The organism is Rahnella sp. 2050, from assembly GCF_040544515.1.
Classification (GTDB): Bacteria; Pseudomonadota; Gammaproteobacteria; order Enterobacterales; family Enterobacteriaceae; genus Rahnella; species Rahnella aceris.
The window spans coordinates 32,929-53,259 of sequence record NZ_JBEPKE010000009.1 but is presented as its reverse complement, the minus strand read 5'-3'; the positions used below and the strand labels follow the sequence as shown (position 1 = coordinate 53,259).

Below are 20,331 nucleotides of genomic sequence, written 5' to 3'. Positions count from 1 at the left end.
AGGTCGAAAAGTTTTTTAGTGATCTCTGCATAAGCGATAAATGTTGGCTTTAATCAATAAAGCCAGTGTTAACGACTGATTGTTTAAATCTACACCGCCTTTTCAGCCAAATAAAATTCTGTTTACACCTCATATTTCTGATTGTGCTATTTGATTTGCAGAAGAAAATTCCTGTTTAATGATATGAATTATAAAGTCTTATTCGAAAATAAGACGAAATAAGCCGGTAACTCGTTATTACTTATACTAAATTTCCTAAGTGATGATGTTTTGAACAGGCAACAAAGAGCAAACCACAACACACACATGAACGGGGTAATCGGATGAAAGTAACAAAGGGTAAGATCTGGCTGGCAGGGTGTATTGCATTAGCAATGAGTCAGGCGGCGTTCGCAAAAGACATCAAAGTCGCCATTGTCGGTGCTATGTCAGGTCCGGTCGCCCAGTACGGTGACATGGAGTTTACGGGGGCAAAACAAGCGATCGCTGATATCAATGCCAAAGGCGGCGTGAAGGGCGACAAACTGGTTGGCGTGGAATATGACGATGCCTGTGATCCGAAACAAGCCGTTGCGGTTGCCAACAAAGTGATCAACGACGGTATTCGTTACGTGATCGGTCACCTGTGTTCTTCTTCCACTCAGCCCGCTTCCGACATCTATGAAGATGAAGGCGTGCTGATGATCACCCCGGCGGCGACTAACGCTGACCTGACCACCCGTGGTTATAAAATGGTGATGCGCACTACTGGCCTGGATTCTGATCAAGGCCCGACCGCAGCGAAATACATCCTCGACACTATCAAACCAAAACGTATCGCCGTGGTGCATGATAAACAGCAATACGGTGAAGGCCTGGCCCGTTCTGTACAGGATGCGCTGAAAAAAGGCGGCGGCAACGTTGTCCTGTTTGAAGGCGTGACCGCAGGCGACAAAGACTTCTCCACACTGGTGGCGCGTCTGAAGAAAGAAAACGTCGATTTCGTTTATTTCGGCGGCTATTACCCGGAAATGGGGCAGATCCTGCGTCAGTCAAAACAAGCCGGTCTGGCAGCTAAATTCATGGGCCCGGAAGGTGTGGGCAACTCCTCACTGTCTAACATTGCCGGTGATGCTTCTGAAGGCATGCTGGTGACCCTGCCAAAACGTTATGATCAGGTACCGGCTAACCAGCCAATTGTGGATGCCCTGAAAGCCAAGAAACTGGATCCAACCGGTCCGTTCGTCTGGACGACTTACGCCGCATTGCAGGCGCTGACTACCGGTATGGAACGCAGCGGCAGCATGGAACCGGCAGATATCGCCAAAAACCTGAAATCAGCGCCAGTGGATACCGTGATGGGCCCGCTGAGCTGGGATGCAAAAGGTGACCTGAAAGGATTCGAATTCGGCATTTTCGAATGGCATAAAGACGGCACGTCTACCCCAATCAAATAAAACCGCACCAAAGTGGTTCTCCGCTCCCTCCCCTGCGAAGGGGAGGGCTGGGGTGGGGTAGTAATGGCAACGGCGTTGTTTGCAAAACCCCCTCCCAACCTCCCCCTTCGCAGGGGGAGGAGTAGCACAAGTTATCAAACCCTTGATTAATAAGGATAGGGTATGTCAGAGCAGTTCCTCTATTTCATTCAGCAGATGTTCAACGGTGTCACGTTGGGCAGTACTTATGCGCTGATCGCCATTGGTTACACCATGGTTTACGGCATTATCGGCATGATCAACTTCGCCCACGGCGAGGTGTATATGATCGGCAGTTATGTCTCCTTTATTGTTATCGCCGCCCTGATGATGATGGGTATCGACGCCAGCTGGTTGCTGATCGGTGCCGGTTTTATCGCCGCGATTGTAATTTCCAGTGCCTATGGCTGGAGTATTGAACGCGTGGCGTATAAGCCGGTGCGTAACTCCAAGCGGTTGATTGCACTGATTTCTGCCATCGGGATGTCAATTTTTCTGCAAAACTACGTCAGCCTCACGCAGGGCTCACGCGATCTCGCCTTACCGAGTCTGGTGACCGGCCAGTGGAAACTGGGTGAAACCAACGGCTTTGCGGCGACCATCAGCACCATGCAGCTGATTATCTGGGTCGTCACGTTTGTCGCGATGCTGGCGCTGACGCTGTTCATCCGTTATTCGCGTATGGGTCGCGCCTGTCGTGCCTGCGCCGAAGACCTCAAAATGGCCAGCCTGCTGGGGATCAGCACTGACCGCGTGATTTCGCTAACCTTCGTCATTGGCGCGTTAATGGCGGCCGTAGCGGGCGTTCTGCTCGGTCAGTTCTACGGCGTAATCAATCCGTATATCGGCTTCATGGCCGGTATGAAAGCTTTCACCGCCGCGGTTCTTGGTGGGATCGGCAGTATTCCGGGGGCGATGATCGGCGGCCTGATTCTGGGCGTGGCTGAAGCGCTGACCTCAGCGTATCTGAGCACCGAATACAAAGACGTGGTTTCCTTTGCACTGCTGATCGTCGTGTTGCTGGTGCTGCCGACCGGTATTCTGGGTCGTCCGGAGGTTGAGAAAGTATGAAGCGCCTGAATCTGTTAAATGCGCTGGTCTCCGCTTTCGTCCTGCTGGTGCTGGCCGCATTCATCATGGGATTGCAGCTGAGCCTCGACGGCACAAAACTGGTGGTCAACGGCGCCGGTGAAGTGCGCTGGACGTGGATTGCCATCGGCTGCGCCATCGTGTTCGTATTCCAGCTATTCCGCCCGATGGTCAGCAGCGGCCTGAAAAAGGTCTCGGGTCCGGGCTGGGTTTTGCCGAGCTTTGATGGCTCGACGCCGAAACAAAAACTGCTGGCGCTGGTGCTGATTATCGCCGCTATCGCCTGGCCGTTTATCGTCTCGCGCGGCACGGTGGATATCGCCACGCTGACGCTCATCTACATAATGCTCGGCCTCGGTCTGAACGTGGTGGTCGGATTGTCCGGCCTGCTGGTGCTGGGTTACGGCGGCTTTTATGCCATCGGCGCTTACACCTACGCGCTGCTCAATCACTATTACGGCATCGGATTCTGGGAAGCCTTACCGCTGGCCGGTCTGGTATCGGCGGCGTTTGGTTTCCTGCTTGGCTTCCCGGTTCTGCGGCTGCGCGGTGACTATCTGGCGATTGTGACGCTGGGCTTTGGGGAAATCGTCCGCATCCTGCTGCTCAATAATACCGAACTGACCGGCGGACCGAACGGCATCAGCCAGATCCCGAAACCCACGCTGTTCGGGCTGGAATTCAGCCGTACGCCGCGCGACGGCGGCTGGGATACCTTCAGCAACTTCTTTAATGTTACGTATGATCCCAGCGACCGCATTATTTTCCTGTACATGGTGGCGCTGTTGCTGGTGATTGCCACATTGTTCATCATCAACCGTTTGCTGCGTATGCCGCTCGGCCGTGCATGGGAAGCCTTGCGTGAAGATGAAATTGCCTGCCGTTCACTGGGCCTGAACCCGACCCGCATCAAACTGACCGCGTTCACCATCAGCGCTGCGTTTGCCGGTTTTGCCGGTACGCTGTTTGCGGCGCGTCAGGGCTTTGTCAGCCCGGAATCCTTCACCTTTGCGGAATCCGCTTTCGTGCTGGCTATCGTCGTGCTCGGCGGGATGGGCTCGCAGTTTGCAGTCATTCTGGCGGCTATTTTGCTGGTGGTTTCCCGCGAACTGATGCGTGATCTCAACGAGTACAGCATGTTACTGCTCGGCGCATTAATGGTGCTGATGATGATCTGGCGTCCGCAGGGATTACTGCCGATGAAGCGCCCGCAACTGAAACTGAAGCTGTCTAAGCAACAAATCGCGGATCAGGGGGAAAAGGCATGAGTTCGCAACCTCTGTTAGCGGTTGAAGGGTTGATGATGCGTTTTGGCGGCCTGCTGGCGGTCAACAATGTGGCGCTGAACCTCAATCAGGGCGAAATTGTTTCGCTGATCGGCCCGAACGGTGCCGGTAAAACCACGGTATTTAACTGCCTGACCGGTTTCTACAAACCGAGCGGCGGCACCATTAAACTGCGTGATCAGCATCTGGAAGGTTTACCGGGGCAGAAAATTGCCCGCATGGGCGTGGTACGTACTTTCCAGCACGTGCGTCTGTTCCGTGAAATGACGGTGATCGAAAACCTGCTGGTCGCGCAGCATCAGCACCTGAAAAGCGGCGTGCTGGCTGGGCTGTTCAAAACGCCGGGCTTCCGTCGCGCTGAAGCCGATGCTTTGGATCGCGCTGCTGACTGGCTGGAACGTGTCGGATTGCTCGAGCTGGCAAACCGTCAGGCGGGTAATCTGGCTTACGGCCAGCAACGCCGGCTGGAAATTGTCCGCTGCATGGTGACGCGTCCGGAAATCCTGATGCTCGACGAACCGGCGGCCGGTCTTAATCCGCGTGAAACCGAAGAGCTTAACCAGCTGATTGCCGAATTGCGTAACCAGCACAACGTGTCTGTTCTGCTGATTGAGCACGACATGAAACTGGTAATGGGTATTTCCGACCGCATCTACGTAGTGAATCAGGGCACGCCGCTGGCACAAGGCACACCGGCTGAAATTCGTAATAATCCTGACGTGATCCGCGCCTATTTAGGCGAAGGTTAATGGGCGAAGGCTAAGGGACAGAACAAGATGTTGTCATTTAATCAGGTATCCGCCCATTACGGCAAAATTCAGGCGCTGCATGAAGTCAGCCTGAGTATTAATAAAGGGGAAATCGTCACGCTGATCGGCGCGAACGGCGCGGGTAAAACCACACTACTTGGCAGTTTATGTGGCGAACCACGTGCGACGAATGGCTCGATTATTTTCGAAGGGAAAGACATCACGCAGTGGCAGACCGCCAAAATCATGCGTGGCGATATCGCGATTGTGCCGGAAGGCCGCCGCGTGTTCTCACGCATGACGGTGGAAGAGAATCTGGCGATGGGCGGTTTCTTTGCCACACGCGATCAGTATCAGGAACGGCTGGAGCGCGTGTTTACGTTGTTCCCGCGCCTGAAAGAGCGTCGCGTGCAGCGGTCAGGCACCATGTCCGGCGGTGAGCAACAGATGCTGGCGATTGGCCGTGCGCTGATGAGCCAGCCACGTTTGCTGCTGCTCGATGAGCCGTCGCTGGGGCTGGCGCCCATCATCATCCAGCAGATTTTCGACACTATCCAGCAATTGCGCGAAGAAGGAATGACCATCTTCCTGGTCGAGCAAAACGCCAATCAGGCGCTGAAACTCGCTGATCGTGGTTACGTTCTGGAGAATGGCCATGTGGTGCTGGAAGATACCGGTGCGGCATTGCTGGCGAACGAAGCGGTGCGTGCGGCCTATCTTGGCGCATAAATTGGCATCGGATTTTAAAAATCTGTGTTAAATCTAACAAACCGCACGGCAAGCGCTTTGCGGTTTTTATTTTGTCTATAAATTAACATCTCTTACATTCGTATAACTTTGCACATCATCAGGAACATGTCATGAACACAGAAGGTTTACTCGCCGCCCGTATGGTCAGGCTTAAAAGTTCAGCCATCCGGGAATTGCTGAAACATAGCAAGATGGAAGGCGTTATTTCGCTGGCGGGTGGTATTCCTTCTTCGGCGCTTTTTGATTTCGACGGCCTGCGTGAAGCCACACAGCTGGCCATTACTGAACAGCCGGAACATGCATTCCAGTATGGTCTGACCGAAGGCAGTTATACGCTGCGTGAGCGTATTGCTGAGCTTTGTCAGGAGCGTGGTGTGGTTGCGCAGCCTGAAGATATCGTGGTCACTGCAGGCTCCCAGCAGGCGCTGGACTTGGTGATGCGCGCCGTGGTGAACCCCGATGATGTTTTCGTGGTGGAGCGCCCGACCTATCTGGCGGCGTTACAAACCCTGGAACTGGCTGAAGCTAAACTGCTGTCCGTCGGTTCTGATGGCGACGGCATGATTGTTGATGAGCTGGCGGAACGCCTAAAAACGCAGAAGATTAAAGGCGTGTATCTGGTGCCAACGTTCGGAAACCCGAGCGGCGTAACCCTGAGCCGTGCCCGTCGTGAGCAACTGGTGAAACTGGCAGCACAGCACGAATTCCTGATTGTAGAAGATGACCCGTACGGCGAACTGCGTTTCACCGACGAACGCCAGCCGACGCTGTTTGAGCTGTCGAAAGCGATGTTTGGTCACGCGGATAACATCATCTATACCTCAACGTTTTCCAAAATTCTGGCGCCGGGCCTGCGTCTGGGCTGGGTCATTATGCCAGACTGGTTGCTGCATAAAGTCGCCATCATCAAACAGGCCGCAGATCTGCATGCCAGCGCGCTGTCGCAGACCATTGCGGAATATTATCTCGGTCTGGGTCGTCTGCCGAAGCAGATCGAAACCATCCGTGCGGCGTATAAAAATAAATGCCAGATCATGGCCGGACTGCTGGAACGCGAGCTGGGCGATGTGCTGACGTTTGAATATCCGAAAGGCGGCATGTTCCTGTGGGCGCGTTTCCGCGAGCCGCGTAACTGCGCTGACTGGATGAAAAAGACGCTGGAGCAGGGCGTGGTGTTTGTCCCGGGGGAATTCTTCTATGCCGATAATCCGGATCACTCGACCTTCCGTCTGTCATTCGCCACCGCGACCGAAGAGCAAATGCACGAGGCAGTCGCCCGTTTGAAACGCGCCCTGTAATTTTCCCGTATTTCTCATCTAAGGCGCTTTATTTTTGCTCCGTCGCTCTGGCGCCAGAAAAAGTGGGGTCGTTTAAGGGTAAACCTCTATCTGCCAGACAGCCAGGGGCAGTTGCTGGCAGGTACAGTACCTCATTCATATTGCTCCCTGATATTCCACGGTATACCGCACATTTAATAAAAAAAATTGAATTTATAACACTTGGTCATTTAACCCTTATTGTATTAAGGTCATGTCAACACGAAATCAGGGAGGTTTATCGTGGCAGATATCAATAACGTTTCAAGTGATATAGACGATGTTGCAAATAGAATTTCAGATATCATCATGTCCCCAGCCACAATTACCGGATTAATAAATGGAGCGCTTACCGTTCCTTTAGATATGGGTTACCTGGCCATAGGATATTTTGATACAGATTCCCGTTTTGCACATCAGACACAGCGTTTTCGCATGGCTGAAGCAATACATAATGACATACTCAATTACAAGCATATAACAAATGCGGTAGAGATCATATTTAAAGAATTCGATAAATATGCTTCAGTGACCAAACAAAATAATGTCTATCGTGGCGTGGCATCCTCGATTGCCGGGCGTTTACTTACCGCGAAACTTATTGCGGTGATTGGTGCTGCTGTGCTGGCGAGAGTGTCATTTATCGGTGCACAAAGTGCCAAAAACTGGATTGGCAGGGTGACGATGATTTTGCTTATAGGGGGAATGAGTGAGCGCTCAATAAGAAAATCAGAAAGCCTTGCCATCGAAGCACCGGAGATTTACTGGCTCCTTCGACCCCATGATTATGACCTTACCTACTTTCTTTTTGAACCCGCTGTTAAGCCGTTCATTGATGCGGTGCACATAGGTGCTACGCGCGGACAGCCTGCGTTTGACAGGATAATCGATGCTGTAGGGCGAAAACTGCATGTCACACAATAAACCGCTTCTTGTTGTCGCAAAAGGCGCAGCGAAATGGGTGATATTTGCCGTCGTCAACGTATGGGATTTTTTTGAATCTGTGCTTTTTGTTGGCGGGTTAATCGGAAGCCTTATGCTGCCAGTTGTGTGGCCTATGAAATTCGTTTATGCCGCAGGATGGCTGGTTTGTTTCTTCTTTGTATCAAAGTGCATCGGAAAAATAGAAGGCTATAGGAAAAAAAAGCCGAAACATTAAATTAAGGAAATAAAAATGTCTAATCCTGCTTATTTGTGGTTAACGGATGAAAATGGTTCTCCTGTTATCGGAAGTTGTAATGTTCACGGGCGTGTGGGTTCTATTGAAGTGAAATCACTTTCACACCACCTGACAGTTCCGACGGATAGAAATACTGGGAAATTGACAGGTACGCGTATTCATACACCGATATTATTTCAAAAGGAATTTGATCGCACGACGCCAATACTTTACCGTACGATTAGTCAGGGAATTACGCTTAAATCCGCTGAGTTTAAGATGTATCACATATTAGACGCGGGTGTAGAAGCAGAGTATTTCAACATTCGCATGGAAAATGTGAAGATCACCGGAATTACTCCTAGCCTTCATCCCGGTTCGGGAACAGGAACGCATCTGGAAAATATTGAAATGCGCTATGAGTCAATTCAATGGAAATATGTCGATGGGAACATAATATTTAAAGACAGTTGGAATGAACGCACCGTAGCATAAATCTAATAAGATAAGCCGTCCTGCGGACGGTTTTTCCTAACGTTTAACCGGCATGAACCTCATTTTCTGCCATCTGCCTGTCATCCGCGCTTAACTTTCCCGTAACCTTATTGTCATTTTTCCGTGTCATTTTACCTCCCGACTCTACCCGGCTTACTTCAGGCTGCACTTGCAGCACACCAGCAGAATTCAGGAGACAGGCATGTTCATCAACCTCAAAAAAACGGTCATTGGCACCGCGCTGACGCTGGCTTTCAGCGCCAATGCTTTCGCTGTGACAGAAATCCCTTTCTGGCACTCTATGGACGGCGAGTTAGGCAAAGAAGTGAACTCGCTGGCGGACCGTTTTAACCAGACGCACCCTGATGTCAAAATCATGCCTGTCTACAAAGGCAAATACGATGAAAGCCTGGCGGCCGGTATTGCCGCGTACCGCACCGGTAATGCGCCGGCGATTTTGCAGGTTTACGAAGTGGGCACCGCGACCATGATGGCCAGCAAAGCCATCAAACCGGTTTACGAAGTGTTCAGCGATGCGGGCATTAAAGAAGACGTTTCCCAGTTCGTGCCGACCGTTTCCGGTTATTACTCCGATTCCAAAGGCCGTCTGCTGTCTCAGCCTTTCAACAGCTCCACGCCGGTGCTGTATTACAACAAAGATGCCTTTAAGAAAGCCGGTCTGAACCCGGATCAGCCGCCGAAAACCTGGCAGGATATGGCTGCGTACACCGAGAAATTGCGTGAAGCGGGCATGAAATGTGGTTACGCCAGCGGCTGGCAGGGTTGGATCCAGATTGAGAACTTCAGTGCCTGGCACGGTCTGCCAATCGCCACCAAAAACAACGGCTTCGATGGCACCGATGCGGTTCTGGAATTCAACAAACCAGAGCAAATCAAACACATCCAGATGCTTGAAGATATGAACAAGAAAGGTGATTTCACCTATTTTGGTCGTAAAGACGAATCCACCGCCAAGTTCTATAACGGCGATTGCGCGATGACTACCGCGTCTTCCGGTTCACTGGCTGACATCCGTCAGTATTCTAAATTCAACTACGGCGTAGGCATGATGCCTTACGACGCAGATATCAAAGGCGCACCACAAAACGCCATCATCGGCGGTGCAAGCCTGTGGGTGATGAACGGCAAAGACAAAGACACCTACAAAGGCGTTGCCGAATTCCTGCAATTCCTGACCACGCCGGAAATCGCAGCCGAATGGCATCAGAAAACCGGTTATCTGCCGGTGACGACTGCCGCGTATGAGCTGACCAGGAAAGAAGGCTTCTACGAGAAGAACCCGGGTTCTGACGTCGCCACCCGCCAGATGCTGAACAAGCCACCGTTGCCGTTCACCAAAGGTCTGCGTCTGGGCAACATGCCTCAGATCCGTACCATCCTGGATGAAGAACTGGAAAGCGTGTGGAGCGGCAAGAAAACGGCCAAAGAAGCGTTAGACACTGCAGTACAGCGCGGGAACTTACTGTTACGTCGCTTCGAAGCTTCTACTAAGTAATCCAGTTTTGCTCCCTCCCCTGCGAAGGGGAGGGCTGGGGTGGGGTATTAAAGACAACTCAGTCGCTTGCCAAACCCCCTCCCAACCTCCCCCTTCGCAGGGGGAGGAGCCAAAAGCCAAATTCAAAACCAACCTGGTTTGCTCCCTTTCGGGGAGTCTTTTATATCAACGAGTAAACCATCATGAGTTCACACCGTCCCGGTTTTGGTTGCAGCTGGTTGCCCTACGCGCTGGTTTTGCCGCAGCTGTTAATCACCGCGATATTCTTCCTGTGGCCTGCCGGTCAGGCGCTGTGGTATTCGGTGCAGACGCTGGATCCGTTCGGCTTATCCAGTACCTTTGCCGGTCTGACTAACTTCGTGCAGCTTTTTCAGGACTCGTACTATCTCGATTCTTTCTACACCACGCTGAAATTCAGTTTTATGGTGGCATTTATCGGGCTGGCCGTTTCGCTGTTTTTCGCGGCGCTGGTCGATCACGTTGTGCGCGGCAGCCGGATTTATCAGACGCTGATGATCCTGCCATACGCCGTTGCGCCTGCGGTGGCCGCCGTCTTGTGGATGTTCTTGTTCAGCCCCGGTCTGGGCCTGATTACTCATTTCCTCGGCTCGATAGGCTACAACTGGAACCACGCGCAAAACAGCGGTCAGGCGATGTTCCTGGTGGTACTGGCATCGGTCTGGAAGCAAGTCAGCTACAACTTCCTGTTCTTCCTGGCGGCGTTGCAGTCGATTCCTAAATCGCTGGTGGAAGCAGCGGCTATCGATGGCGCAGGCCCGGTTCGCCGTTTCTTCAATCTGGTATTGCCGCTGATTTCGCCGGTCAGTTTCTTCCTGCTGGTGGTCAATCTGGTGTACGCCTTCTTCGATACTTTCCCGGTGATTGATGCTGCGACGGCCGGTGGCCCGATGCAGGCGACCACCACCCTGATTTACAAAGTGTATCGCGAAGGTTTCTCCGGTCTGGACTTGTCCAGTTCTGCCGCCCAGTCCGTGATTCTGATGCTGCTGGTTTGCGGCCTGACGTTCATTCAGTTTCGCTTTGTCGAGCGTAAGGTGCGTTATCAATGATTGAAAACCGCAGAGGGCTGGATATCTTCAGCCACATCATGCTGCTGCTCGGCGTGCTGGTGATCCTCTTTCCGCTGTACGTCGCGTTTGTGGCAGCGTCGCTGGACAACAAACAGATTTTTGACGTGCCGATGACGCTGATCCCGGGCACGCACTTGTGGGAAAACATCACCACGATCTGGACGCAGGGGGCGGGTAACAGCAGTCCGGCATTCGGACGGATGCTGATCAACAGCTTCATCATGGCGATGGTCATCACCGTCGGTAAAATTTCGGTGTCGATGCTCTCGGCTTACGCCATTGTCTACTTCCGCTTTCCGCTGCGTAACCTGTTCTTCTGGCTGATTTTCATGACGCTGATGCTGCCGGTGGAAGTGCGTATTTTCCCGACCGTCCAGGTGATCGCCAATCTGCATATGCTCGACAGTTACACCGGCCTGACGTTGCCGCTGATGGCCTCGGCGACCGCCACCTTCCTGTTCCGCCAGTTCTTTATGACCTTACCGGATGAGCTGCTGGAGGCGGCGCGTATCGACGGCGCGGGCGCGATGCGCTTCTTCTGGGACATTGTGCTGCCGCTGTCGAAAACCAATCTTGCGGCACTGTTCGTCATTACCTTCATCTATGGCTGGAACCAATATTTGTGGCCGATCCTGATCACCAGCGATGTCTCGATGGGCACGGCGGTGGCGGGGATTAAAAGCATGATTTCCTCCGGCGACGGCTCGACCCAATGGAATCAGGTGATGGCGGCCATGATCCTGACCTTATTGCCACCGCTGGCGGTGGTGCTCCTGATGCAGCGCTGGTTTGTGCGCGGTCTGGTAGACAGTGAGAAGTAAACTGAAATGGCAAATTTGAAATTACAGGCAGTGACCAAATCCTACGACGGCAAAAACCAGATTATCCAGAGTATTGATCTGGATGTCGCCGACGGCGAATTCATCGTGATGGTCGGGCCGTCGGGCTGCGGAAAATCCACCCTGCTGCGTATGGTGGCCGGGCTGGAGCGCACTACCTCCGGTGATATCTATATCAACGACCAGCGCGTCACCGAACTGGAACCGAAAGATCGCGGTATTGCGATGGTGTTCCAGAACTATGCGCTGTATCCGCATATGAGCGTGTTCGACAACATGGCATATGGCCTGAAAATTCGCGGCTTCGGTAAAGCGCAGATCCTCGCCCGCGTCGAGGAAGCGGCCCGTATTCTTGAACTCGGCCCGTTGCTGAAACGCAAACCGCGTGAGCTTTCCGGCGGGCAGCGTCAGCGTGTAGCGATGGGACGCGCTATCGTGCGTGAACCGGCGGTATTCCTGTTTGATGAACCGCTGTCCAATCTCGACGCTAAACTGCGTGTGCAGATGCGCCTTGAACTGCAACAGCTTCACCGCCGTTTGCGTACCACCAGTTTGTACGTCACGCACGATCAGGTCGAAGCCATGACGCTGGCGGAACGTGTGATCGTGATGAACAAAGGCATTGCCGAACAAATCGATACGCCGTCTGAAGTTTACCGCCGTCCGGCAAGTCTGTTTGTCGCCAGCTTTATCGGTTCTCCGGCCATGAATTTGTTGCCGGGCCAGCTGACCACTGACGGTACATCGCTGGTAATGGAAGACGGATTCGAACTGCCGCTGCCGGTTCCACGCCCGGAATGGGGAGGCCGCGAACTGACAGTGGGCATCCGTCCTGAACATATTCATCTGACTGATGATTCGCAGAAGGGGATCCCGATGGTGCTGAATACGCTGGAACTGCTGGGCGCGGATAATCTGGCGCACGGCAAACTGGCGGACAGCGGTGTCGTGGTGCGTTTATCCCATGAAGTGTTCCCGACAGCAGGCTCGCTGTTGCGCTTGGATTTCCCGGCGAAAGCGTTACACTTTTTCGATACTCACAGCGGATTACGGATGGAATAAACATGAAAGCCTGGCCATATCCTCGCATTGTGGCACATCGTGGTGGCGGCGCACTGGCACCGGAAAATACACTGGCAGCCATCGACACGGGCGCCAGATACGGTCACACCATGATCGAATTTGACGCCAAACTGGCGCAAGGCGGGGAAATCTTCCTGTTGCATGACGATACCCTGAACCGCACCAGCAACGGCTGGGGCGTGGCCGGTGAATTGCCGTGGGAAAAACTCGAAAAGCTCGATGCCGGTAACTGGTACAGCGCCGCTTTTAAAGGCGAGAAATTACCGCTGCTGGCGCAGGTAGCCGAACGCTGTGCGCGCCATCACATGATGGTGAATATTGAGATCAAACCCACCACCGGAACCGATGAGAAAACCGGCACCGACGTCGCGCTGGCCGCCCGGGAGTTGTGGAAAGATCAGGCCGTTCCGCCGTTGCTTTCCTCGTTTGAATTCGACGCGCTGGTTGCCGCCAAAAAAGCCGCACCGGAATTACCGCGTGGCTTGCTGATCGACGAATGGCACGAAAACTGGAAAGCGCTGACTGACGAACTGGAATGCGTTTCCCTGCATCTTAATCACAAATTGCTTAACGAAGAACGCGTTAAAGCCATCAAAGACGCCGGGCTGCATATTCTGGTGTACACGGTGAATAATCCGGCGCGTGCCCGCGAATTGCTGGGCTGGGGCGTGGACTGTATTTGTACCGATAAGATTGATGTGATCGGGCCGGATTTTATCTGACAGGAATAAGGCGCGGATCCCGCGCCTTAATTATTTTACCGCTGAGAATACTCAGTGTTTGAGCAGGCGCGGGAGTTGGTTATCCAGTTCCAGCAGGCAGGAATCCATATATTTCTCTGTGGTTTTGGTGACCAGCGCATAGTTATTTGCCTGCCAGTCAGCAAGCGGGGCGGTCACGACAGTTGGCGTACATTCTGCAATAACCCATGCGGAGAACATATTCGCATCTTCAGGCTTTTTATAGAATTTAATGGTGTAACGCAACTCGTAGTCCGAGTTGGCGCTGGAGAGGTCTTTATAAACCAGTAACCACTGTGCAGCCACAATATTCAGATTGTTTTTATACTGATAGCCGTTGCCATTTTTTTGCAGCCAGTTTGTGATGAGCGGCCTGGCCCGGGGTGTCAGATAGTTTTTCGTCGGTTCAGGCAGGGTTTTGATTTCAGACCCTTTCAGGTTTTCCTTACTGAAGGTATTCACGGCGATACCGCCGGCAAGCACAGAAGTCAGGACATTAAGTCCAACGCCCGCAGCGGTGTAAGAGGGCGTGACTTCACGCAAATACACATCAGGCGAGCGGTTATTATTCATATCTGCCGAGGCAAAGCCTGAGTACAGGCCAATAGTGCTGCCATTGGCGGCAGAGGTCTTTTCAGATTGGGTCGTCGCACAGGCGGATAATAATAAACTGGCAGCAACTACGGTAATCCCTGTTGAAACTTTCATGCAATAATTTCCCTTTTAATTTTATAAAACACTATTAATGCGTCTTCAGGTGCGGATCCTGTTTTATTAGCCGCGCTGATTCAGGGGCAGAAAGACTTTATTCTTATCGGTCGGGAATAATAAAAGCATTAATAATAAATGCAAGGGGAGGGATATTTTTATTGTTTCTGGTGGTGATATTACCGGAGGTAAATAGTCAGTACAGCATTACGGCGATGAGGAATTTAAGAGGCACTGAGTGCCTCCCGGAATATTAAGGTGTCTGATTCAGCTTCTGCCCCAGCGTTTGATTATTCTGCTGGATCTGCAATCGTTGCTGATTGCTCTGGATTTGCGACTTCAGCTTGAGCTGCTGTTGTTGCTGGCTGGTGCGTAAATCCTGCTCCTGCTGACGTTTCTGCATTTGCTGATTGTTTTGCTGTTGTTGTTGCATGCGCTGTTGCGACGGATTGGTCAGCAACGGATCGTTAGGGTTCGGCACCTTTTCGACTGCACTGGCGGTCTGAACCGCAAACAGCAGCGGCAGCGCGGCGAGCATTCCATATAAACATTTCATCAGTTCATCCTCCGTTTCCAGTCATACGTTAAGTGTATGCCATCATGCCCCCGGACGGGGTATTTGAGCGCACGTTTCCCTCAAAGCGTGGTATTGCTCTCGTTTGCTCTATAATTGAACAGATGTAAACCACCTTCGCACTTCGTGGTTTTCCCCATTCCGTTACAATCGTGCATCTTTCACACTTATCACTGACAACAGGGCTCAATTGCCGTGCCTTTACTCATAATCACCACTATTTTGTGGGCTTTTTCCTTCAGCCTGATTGGCGTGTATCTGGCCGGACAGGTCGACAGCGTATTTTCTGTGTTAGTCCGTTTAGGGCTGGCGGCGCTGGTTTTCCTGCCGTTCCTGCGCTGGAAAGGCCATCAGCTTACGACCATTCTGTTGTATATGGCGGTGGGGGCAATGCAGCTCGGGATCATGTATCTCATCAGCTTCGAGGCGTACCTGTATCTGTCTGTGCCGGAATTCCTGCTGTTTACGGTCATGACGCCGCTGTACGTCACGCTGATTTATGACCTGATCAGTGGCCGCAAAATCCGCATCGGTTATGCGCTCAGTGCGTTACTGGCGGTGGCGGGTGCAGCGATTATCCGTTACGACCACATCAGCGAACATTTCATTATTGGCTTATTACTGGTGCAGGCGGCGAATATCTGTTTTGCCATCGGACAGGTGGGCTATAAACGCCTGATGGAAACCCGGCCGATGCCACAGCACACGGCGTTTTCCTGGTTCTATATCGGCGCGTTGCTTTGCGCGGTGGTGGCGTGGTTCCTGTGGGGCAATCCGCAAAAACTGCCGACCACTGACCTGCAATGGGGCATTCTGGTGTGGCTGGGGATCGGCGCTTCAGGGCTGGGATATTTCATGTGGAACTACGGTGCGACGCAGGTCGATGCGGGAACGCTGGGGATTATGAACAACTTTCACGTCCCGGCCGGGCTGCTGGTTAACCTGGCCATCTGGCAACAGCAGCCGCACTGGCCGAGCTTTATTATCGGTGCCGCTGTGATTATGTCCTCACTGTGGGTACACCGGCGTTGGGTCGTGCCGCGTCGCGCACAAACGGCAGATGATCGCACGCGTGCTGCCGCGCCGAACGAATAAAGGCTTCCGTCACCGGCTGGCGCTGTTCGCCGTCACGTACGGCGGCGTACAGGCGGCTCCATAAGCCATCGCCCAGGGTTTTGGTCACCACCAGACCCTGGCGCTCAAAACTCTCTACTACCCAGTGCGGTAACGCTGCAATTCCCATTCTCGCCGACACCATCTGAATTAATAACAACGTGTTATCGACACTTTTCAGTGACGGGCTGACGCCTGCCGGTTGCAGGAAATGACGCCAGATATCCAGACGCTGGCGTTGCACCGGATAAATCATCAGCGTTTCAGTGCTGAGATCTTCCGGCGTGATCACCGTTTTGGTCGCCAGCGGATGATCCGGTGCCAGCACCAGACGCACTTCAAAATCGAACATCGGGGAATAGTGCAAACCGCTGCGCGGCAGGATGTCAGAGGTTAATACGATGTCCAGCTCGCCCTGTTGCAGGGCGGGCTGCGGGTCGAACGTCACGCCGGATTTGAAATCCATTAACACCTGCGGCCAGTTCTGATGGAAGTTATCCAGTGCAGGCGTCAGCCACTGAATACAACTGTGGCATTCAATCGCGATACGCAGTGAAGTCTGGTGCGGCTCATTGCATGCCTGCAATGCCTGTTGAATTTGCGGCAGCACCTGTTCTGCCAGATTCAGCATGATTTCGCCCTGCGGGGTAAAACGCAGAGGCTGGCTTTTTCGCACGAACAATCTGAAACCGAGGCGTTGCTCAAGGTCACTGAACTGGTGCGACAGGGCCGATTGGGTCTGATGAAGCTGCGAGGCGGCTGCGGCCAGTGACCCGGTGTTGCGCAGTGCTTGCAACGTTCGCAGGTGTTTCAGTTCGATCATGAGAGTCCTTCACTGTGTCATGAATAATTTGCGCTTGTGGAATATACACTACCTGCGGATTATGGATGTGTAAACATCTGGATGGCTAAACAGGAATTTAAAAGATGACGATACTGAATCACACTCTGGGTTTTCCACGCGTTGGTCTGCGTCGTGAACTTAAAAAAGCACAAGAAAGCTACTGGGCAGGCAATTCCACTCAGGAAGAACTGCTGGCAACCGGACGTGAACTGCGCGCCCGTCACTGGAAGCAACAAGCTGAAGCAGGCGTGGATTTGGTGCCGGTGGGCGATTTCGCCTGGTACGATCACGTATTGACCACCAGCCTGTTGCTGGGTAACGTACCGGCCCGTCATCAGAATGCCGATGGCTCTGTTGATCTCGATACTTTATTCCGCCTTGGCCGTGGCCGTGCGCCGACCGGTAAACCGGCTGCCGCGGCGGAAATGACCAAATGGTTTAACACCAACTATCACTACATGGTGCCGGAGTTCGTGAAAGGTCAGAAATTCAAACTGGCCTGGACACAACTGCTGGAAGAAGTGGACGAAGCGCTGGCGCTCGGCCACAAAGTGAAACCTGTTCTGCTGGGGCCGCTGACTTATCTCTGGCTCGGCAAAGTGAAGGGCGAACAGTTTGACCGTCTTTCCCTGCTCAACGATATTCTGCCTGTTTATCAGCAGGTTCTGGCTGAACTGGCAAAACGCGACATCGAATGGGTACAGATCGACGAACCGGCTCTGGTTCTGGAACTGCCGCAGGAATGGCTGGATGCGTACAAACCGGCTTACACCGCGCTGGAACAGAGTAAAACTAAACTGCTGCTGACCACTTATTTCGACAGCGTCGGGCACAACCTCGACACCATTCGCCAGTTACCGGTTCAGGGTCTGCATATTGATGCCGTCGCCGGTCGTGACGATCTGCAAACCGTCATCAACGCGCTACCAAAAGACTGGCTGATTTCTCTGGGGGTCATCAATGGCCGTAACGTCTGGCGCGCGGATCTCAGTACCTGGTTTGACCGTCTGAAGCCACTGGTTGAAGACCGTAAAATCTGGATCGGCAGCTCCTGTTCACTGCTGCACAGCCCGATCGACTTAAGCGTCGAAAGCCGTCTGGATGAAGAAGTGAAAAGCTGGTTCGCCTTCGCCCTGCAAAAATGTGCCGAACTGGCGTTGCTGACCGCTGCCCTGAACAATCCCACCGCCGAAGCGCAGCAAAAACTGGCGGAATACAGCGCGCCAATCCGCGCCCGTCGTGAATCCACCCGAGTAAACAATGCGGCCGTCGGTAAACGTGTTGCCGCGATTACTGCTGCGGATATTGAGCGTCAGCATGTTTACACCGAACGCGCCAAAGCGCAGCGTGCCCGTTTCAACCTGCCGGCATGGCCGACCACAACCATCGGTTCATTCCCGCAAACCACTGAAATCCGCGGCCTGCGTCTGGACTTTAAACAAGGCCGTCTGGATAACACTAAATACCGTACCGGTATCAGTGAGCATATTAAGCAAGCCATCAAAGAACAGGAACGTCTGGGTATCGACGTGCTGGTTCACGGCGAAGCTGAACGTAATGACATGGTGGAATACTTCGGTGAACATCTGGACGGTTTTGTGTTCACGCAAAACGGCTGGGTACAGAGCTACGGTTCACGTTGTGTGAAACCTCCGGTCATTATCGGCGACGTCAGCCGCCCGCAAGCGATCACCGTAGAGTGGGCGAAGTACGCGCAGTCTCTGACCGAAAAACCGGTGAAAGGCATGCTGACCGGCCCGCTTACGATCCTGTGCTGGTCGTTCCCGCGTGAAGATGTCAGCCGCGAAACGATCGCCAAACAAATCGCGCTGGCACTGCGTGATGAAGTCGAAGATCTGGAAAAAGCCGGTATCGGCATCATCCAGATTGACGAACCGGCACTGCGGGAAGGCCTGCCATTGCGCCAGTCTGAATGGAATGCGTACCTGCGCTGGGCGGTGGATGCGTTCAAACTGAATGCCGCAATTGCCCGTGACGACACGCAGATCCATACCCATATGTGTTACTGCGAGTTCAACGACATCATGGATTCCATTGCCGCACTGGATGCTGACGTGATCACTATCGAAACCTCACGTTCCGATATGGACTTGCTGGAATCGTTTAAAGACTTCGAATATCCGAACGAAATCGGGCCGGGCGTTTACGACATTCACTCGCCAAATGTGCCCAGTGTGGAATGGATTGAAGACCTGCTGCGTAAAGCTGCAGATCGTATTCCGGCAGAACGCCTGTGGGTCAACCCGGACTGCGGCCTGAAAACCCGTGGCTGGCCGGAAACCCGCGAGTCGCTGGAAAACATGGTGAAAGCCGCCAGGCGTCTGCGTGCTGAGAAAGCCTGAGTGAACGCTCTCTAGATTTACGTTGTGTTGTTGCTGAAACGTTTGGGGCACTCCGGTGCCCCCTTTTTATTTCAGTTTTTTGCGTCCCCGTGCCATTGCCGCATCAGTCCGCCCTCTGAAAGTGACACATGCCCGTGACGCTTTACAGGTGGAACCCTTCCGCCTGAAGGCTGCACCGGATGTGCAACGCCTGGCGGGGCGGAATTTCCATCTTCTTCCGCAAATTTTGGTCTTGTTTTTCTTTCTCCGGCGCAGATTCGCTATCATGGTGTGATTCTGCTGAAAGGTAGCCTGACCATGACCCATCTGCTTTTTCCCCTTTTAACGCCAGTACTTGAACATCCGCACGGTATCCGCCAGGTGTATTTTGCCGGTGCTCAGCATTCCGTGCCTGAACTGTCCTATCAGGTCGATTTCCCCCGGCTGGAACTGATTCTGGAAGGGGAGCAGATGATGAAATGCGAGGACGAACAGGGGAACAATCAGGATGTCCGCATGCTGGCGGGCGATGTGTTGTTCGTTCCCGCTAAAGGCTGGAACAGCCCGCAATGGCAGGAACCGGTACGCACGCTGACTCTGTTATTTGGCAAGCAGCAACTGGGCTTTAGTCTGCTGAACTGGGATGGCGCGCAGTTTACGTCCGGCGAAAAAGGCAATGTGGGCAGGCGCGGGCCGCGCGTGGGGGCGTTTATGTTGCAGGCATTAAACGAACTGGCCTGGCACCGCAGCGATCAGACTACGGCGCAGTTTCTGGTGAAAGGGTTGTTGAGCCACGCGCTGGACTTGTTCAGTTCCTTTGTGAAAACTGCCTCGCGCAGTCAGGCGCTTTTTGAGGCCGTTCGCCAGTATATCGAAGAACATTACCGCGAGCCGCTGACCCGCGATTCTGTCGCTAAGGCTTTCTATATTTCGCCAAATTACCTGTCGCATTTATTCCAGAAAAGCGGCGGTATCGGGCTGAACGAATACCTGAATTATGTCCGCCTTGAACAGGCGAAGAACTTGTTGAAAGGCTACGACATGAAAGTGAGGGAAGTGGCGCACGCCTGTGGCTTTGTCGACAGTAACTATTTTTGCCGCCAGTTCAGGAAAAGCACTGAGCGTTCTCCGTCAGAATACCGGCGGCAATACCGTAGCCAGTTGGAAAATAGGACGTCGTAAT

20 protein-coding genes are annotated in these 20,331 nt (G+C 53.0%); 17 read left to right on the top strand and 3 right to left on the bottom strand.

Annotated elements, in window-relative coordinates; all coding sequences use genetic code 11:
- The first annotated feature begins 323 nt into the window (after positions 1 to 323).
- The 14 genes from ABIC79_RS22705 (at position 324) to ugpQ (ending at position 13,549) form a co-directional block, all read left to right on the top strand.
- Positions 324 to 1,436, top strand: coding sequence for a branched-chain amino acid ABC transporter substrate-binding protein (locus ABIC79_RS22705; protein ID WP_013577468.1), 1,113 nt, complete (start codon positions 324 to 326; stop codon positions 1,434 to 1,436).
- A gap of 162 nt (positions 1,437 to 1,598) precedes the next feature.
- Positions 1,599 to 2,525 carry a high-affinity branched-chain amino acid ABC transporter permease LivH gene (gene livH / locus ABIC79_RS22700; RefSeq protein WP_013577467.1) on the top strand — a complete coding sequence of 309 codons (927 nt, stop codon included), beginning with the start codon at positions 1,599 to 1,601 and terminating at the stop codon, positions 2,523 to 2,525.
- Complete coding sequence (locus tag ABIC79_RS22695; RefSeq protein ID WP_037035404.1) at positions 2,522 to 3,811, top strand: high-affinity branched-chain amino acid ABC transporter permease LivM; 1,290 nt, start codon at positions 2,522 to 2,524, stop codon at positions 3,809 to 3,811. Before livH ends, ABIC79_RS22695 begins: the two co-directional genes overlap by 4 nt.
- The gene (livG, locus tag ABIC79_RS22690; RefSeq protein ID WP_126125259.1) at positions 3,808 to 4,578 is read left to right on the top strand and encodes a high-affinity branched-chain amino acid ABC transporter ATP-binding protein LivG; all 771 of its coding nucleotides are present in this window, start codon (positions 3,808 to 3,810) and stop codon (positions 4,576 to 4,578) included. Before ABIC79_RS22695 ends, livG begins: the two co-directional genes overlap by 4 nt.
- A 27-nt stretch (positions 4,579 to 4,605) precedes the next feature.
- Positions 4,606 to 5,307, top strand: a complete 702-nt coding sequence (gene livF / locus ABIC79_RS22685) for a high-affinity branched-chain amino acid ABC transporter ATP-binding protein LivF (RefSeq protein WP_013577464.1) — start codon at positions 4,606 to 4,608, stop codon at positions 5,305 to 5,307.
- Positions 5,308 to 5,438: 131 nt separating this feature from the next.
- Positions 5,439 to 6,626 (top strand): aminotransferase-like domain-containing protein, encoded by a 1,188-nt coding sequence (locus tag ABIC79_RS22680; RefSeq protein WP_013577463.1) that lies wholly within the window; start codon positions 5,439 to 5,441, stop codon positions 6,624 to 6,626.
- 261 nt (positions 6,627 to 6,887) lie between these two features.
- Positions 6,888 to 7,568: an Ssp6 family T6SS pore-forming effector gene (locus ABIC79_RS22675; RefSeq protein ID WP_013577462.1), complete on the top strand. Its 681-nt coding sequence runs from the start codon at positions 6,888 to 6,890 to the stop codon at positions 7,566 to 7,568.
- Positions 7,555 to 7,803: a hypothetical protein gene (locus tag ABIC79_RS22670; RefSeq protein ID WP_013577461.1), complete on the top strand. Its 249-nt coding sequence runs from the start codon at positions 7,555 to 7,557 to the stop codon at positions 7,801 to 7,803. Before ABIC79_RS22675 ends, ABIC79_RS22670 begins: the two co-directional genes overlap by 14 nt.
- Before the next feature lie 15 nt (positions 7,804 to 7,818).
- Positions 7,819 to 8,298 carry an Hcp family type VI secretion system effector gene (locus ABIC79_RS22665; RefSeq protein WP_013577460.1) on the top strand — a complete coding sequence of 160 codons (480 nt, stop codon included), beginning with the start codon at positions 7,819 to 7,821 and terminating at the stop codon, positions 8,296 to 8,298.
- Positions 8,299 to 8,500: 202 nt separating this feature from the next.
- On the top strand, positions 8,501 to 9,814 hold the full coding sequence (gene ugpB, locus ABIC79_RS22660; RefSeq protein WP_013577459.1) for a sn-glycerol-3-phosphate ABC transporter substrate-binding protein UgpB: 1,314 nt from the start codon (positions 8,501 to 8,503) through the stop codon (positions 9,812 to 9,814).
- Positions 9,815 to 9,996: 182 nt separating this feature from the next.
- The gene (gene ugpA / locus ABIC79_RS22655; protein ID WP_013577458.1) at positions 9,997 to 10,884 is read left to right on the top strand and encodes a sn-glycerol-3-phosphate ABC transporter permease UgpA; all 888 of its coding nucleotides are present in this window, start codon (positions 9,997 to 9,999) and stop codon (positions 10,882 to 10,884) included.
- Positions 10,881 to 11,726: a sn-glycerol-3-phosphate ABC transporter permease UgpE gene (ugpE, locus tag ABIC79_RS22650; protein WP_013577457.1), complete on the top strand. Its 846-nt coding sequence runs from the start codon at positions 10,881 to 10,883 to the stop codon at positions 11,724 to 11,726. The genes ugpA and ugpE overlap by 4 nt, the downstream gene beginning before the upstream one ends.
- A 6-nt stretch (positions 11,727 to 11,732) precedes the next feature.
- On the top strand, positions 11,733 to 12,806 hold the full coding sequence (locus ABIC79_RS22645; protein ID WP_354568571.1) for a sn-glycerol-3-phosphate import ATP-binding protein UgpC: 1,074 nt from the start codon (positions 11,733 to 11,735) through the stop codon (positions 12,804 to 12,806).
- A 2-nt stretch (positions 12,807 to 12,808) separates the two neighbouring features.
- Complete coding sequence (gene ugpQ / locus ABIC79_RS22640) at positions 12,809 to 13,549, top strand: glycerophosphodiester phosphodiesterase (RefSeq protein ID WP_013577455.1); 741 nt, start codon at positions 12,809 to 12,811, stop codon at positions 13,547 to 13,549.
- A 51-nt stretch (positions 13,550 to 13,600) separates the two neighbouring features.
- On the opposite strand, the gene ABIC79_RS22635 is transcribed toward ugpQ, so the two are convergent.
- On the bottom strand, positions 13,601 to 14,275 hold the full coding sequence (locus ABIC79_RS22635; protein ID WP_354568569.1) for a hypothetical protein: 675 nt from the start codon (positions 14,273 to 14,275) through the stop codon (positions 13,601 to 13,603).
- Positions 14,276 to 14,528: 253 nt separating this feature from the next.
- Positions 14,529 to 14,831, bottom strand: coding sequence for a DUF2756 domain-containing protein (locus ABIC79_RS22630; protein ID WP_013577453.1), 303 nt, complete (start codon positions 14,829 to 14,831; stop codon positions 14,529 to 14,531).
- Between the two features lie 213 nt (positions 14,832 to 15,044).
- On the opposite strand from ABIC79_RS22630, the gene ABIC79_RS22625 reads away from it, so the two are divergent.
- Positions 15,045 to 15,944 (top strand): carboxylate/amino acid/amine transporter, encoded by a 900-nt coding sequence (locus tag ABIC79_RS22625; RefSeq protein WP_013577452.1) that lies wholly within the window; start codon positions 15,045 to 15,047, stop codon positions 15,942 to 15,944.
- On the opposite strand, the gene metR is transcribed toward ABIC79_RS22625, so the two are convergent.
- Positions 15,850 to 16,785 carry an HTH-type transcriptional regulator MetR gene (gene metR / locus ABIC79_RS22620; protein WP_013577451.1) on the bottom strand — a complete coding sequence of 312 codons (936 nt, stop codon included), beginning with the start codon at positions 16,783 to 16,785 and terminating at the stop codon, positions 15,850 to 15,852. The genes ABIC79_RS22625 and metR overlap by 95 nt on opposite strands.
- A 104-nt stretch (positions 16,786 to 16,889) precedes the next feature.
- On the opposite strand from metR, the gene metE reads away from it, so the two are divergent.
- Positions 16,890 to 19,169, top strand: coding sequence for a 5-methyltetrahydropteroyltriglutamate--homocysteine S-methyltransferase (gene metE, locus ABIC79_RS22615; protein WP_119262170.1), 2,280 nt, complete (start codon positions 16,890 to 16,892; stop codon positions 19,167 to 19,169).
- Between the two features lie 297 nt (positions 19,170 to 19,466).
- Positions 19,467 to 20,330, top strand: coding sequence for an AraC family transcriptional regulator (locus ABIC79_RS22610; protein WP_013577449.1), 864 nt, complete (start codon positions 19,467 to 19,469; stop codon positions 20,328 to 20,330).
- The last annotated feature ends 1 nt before the right edge of the window (position 20,331 follow it).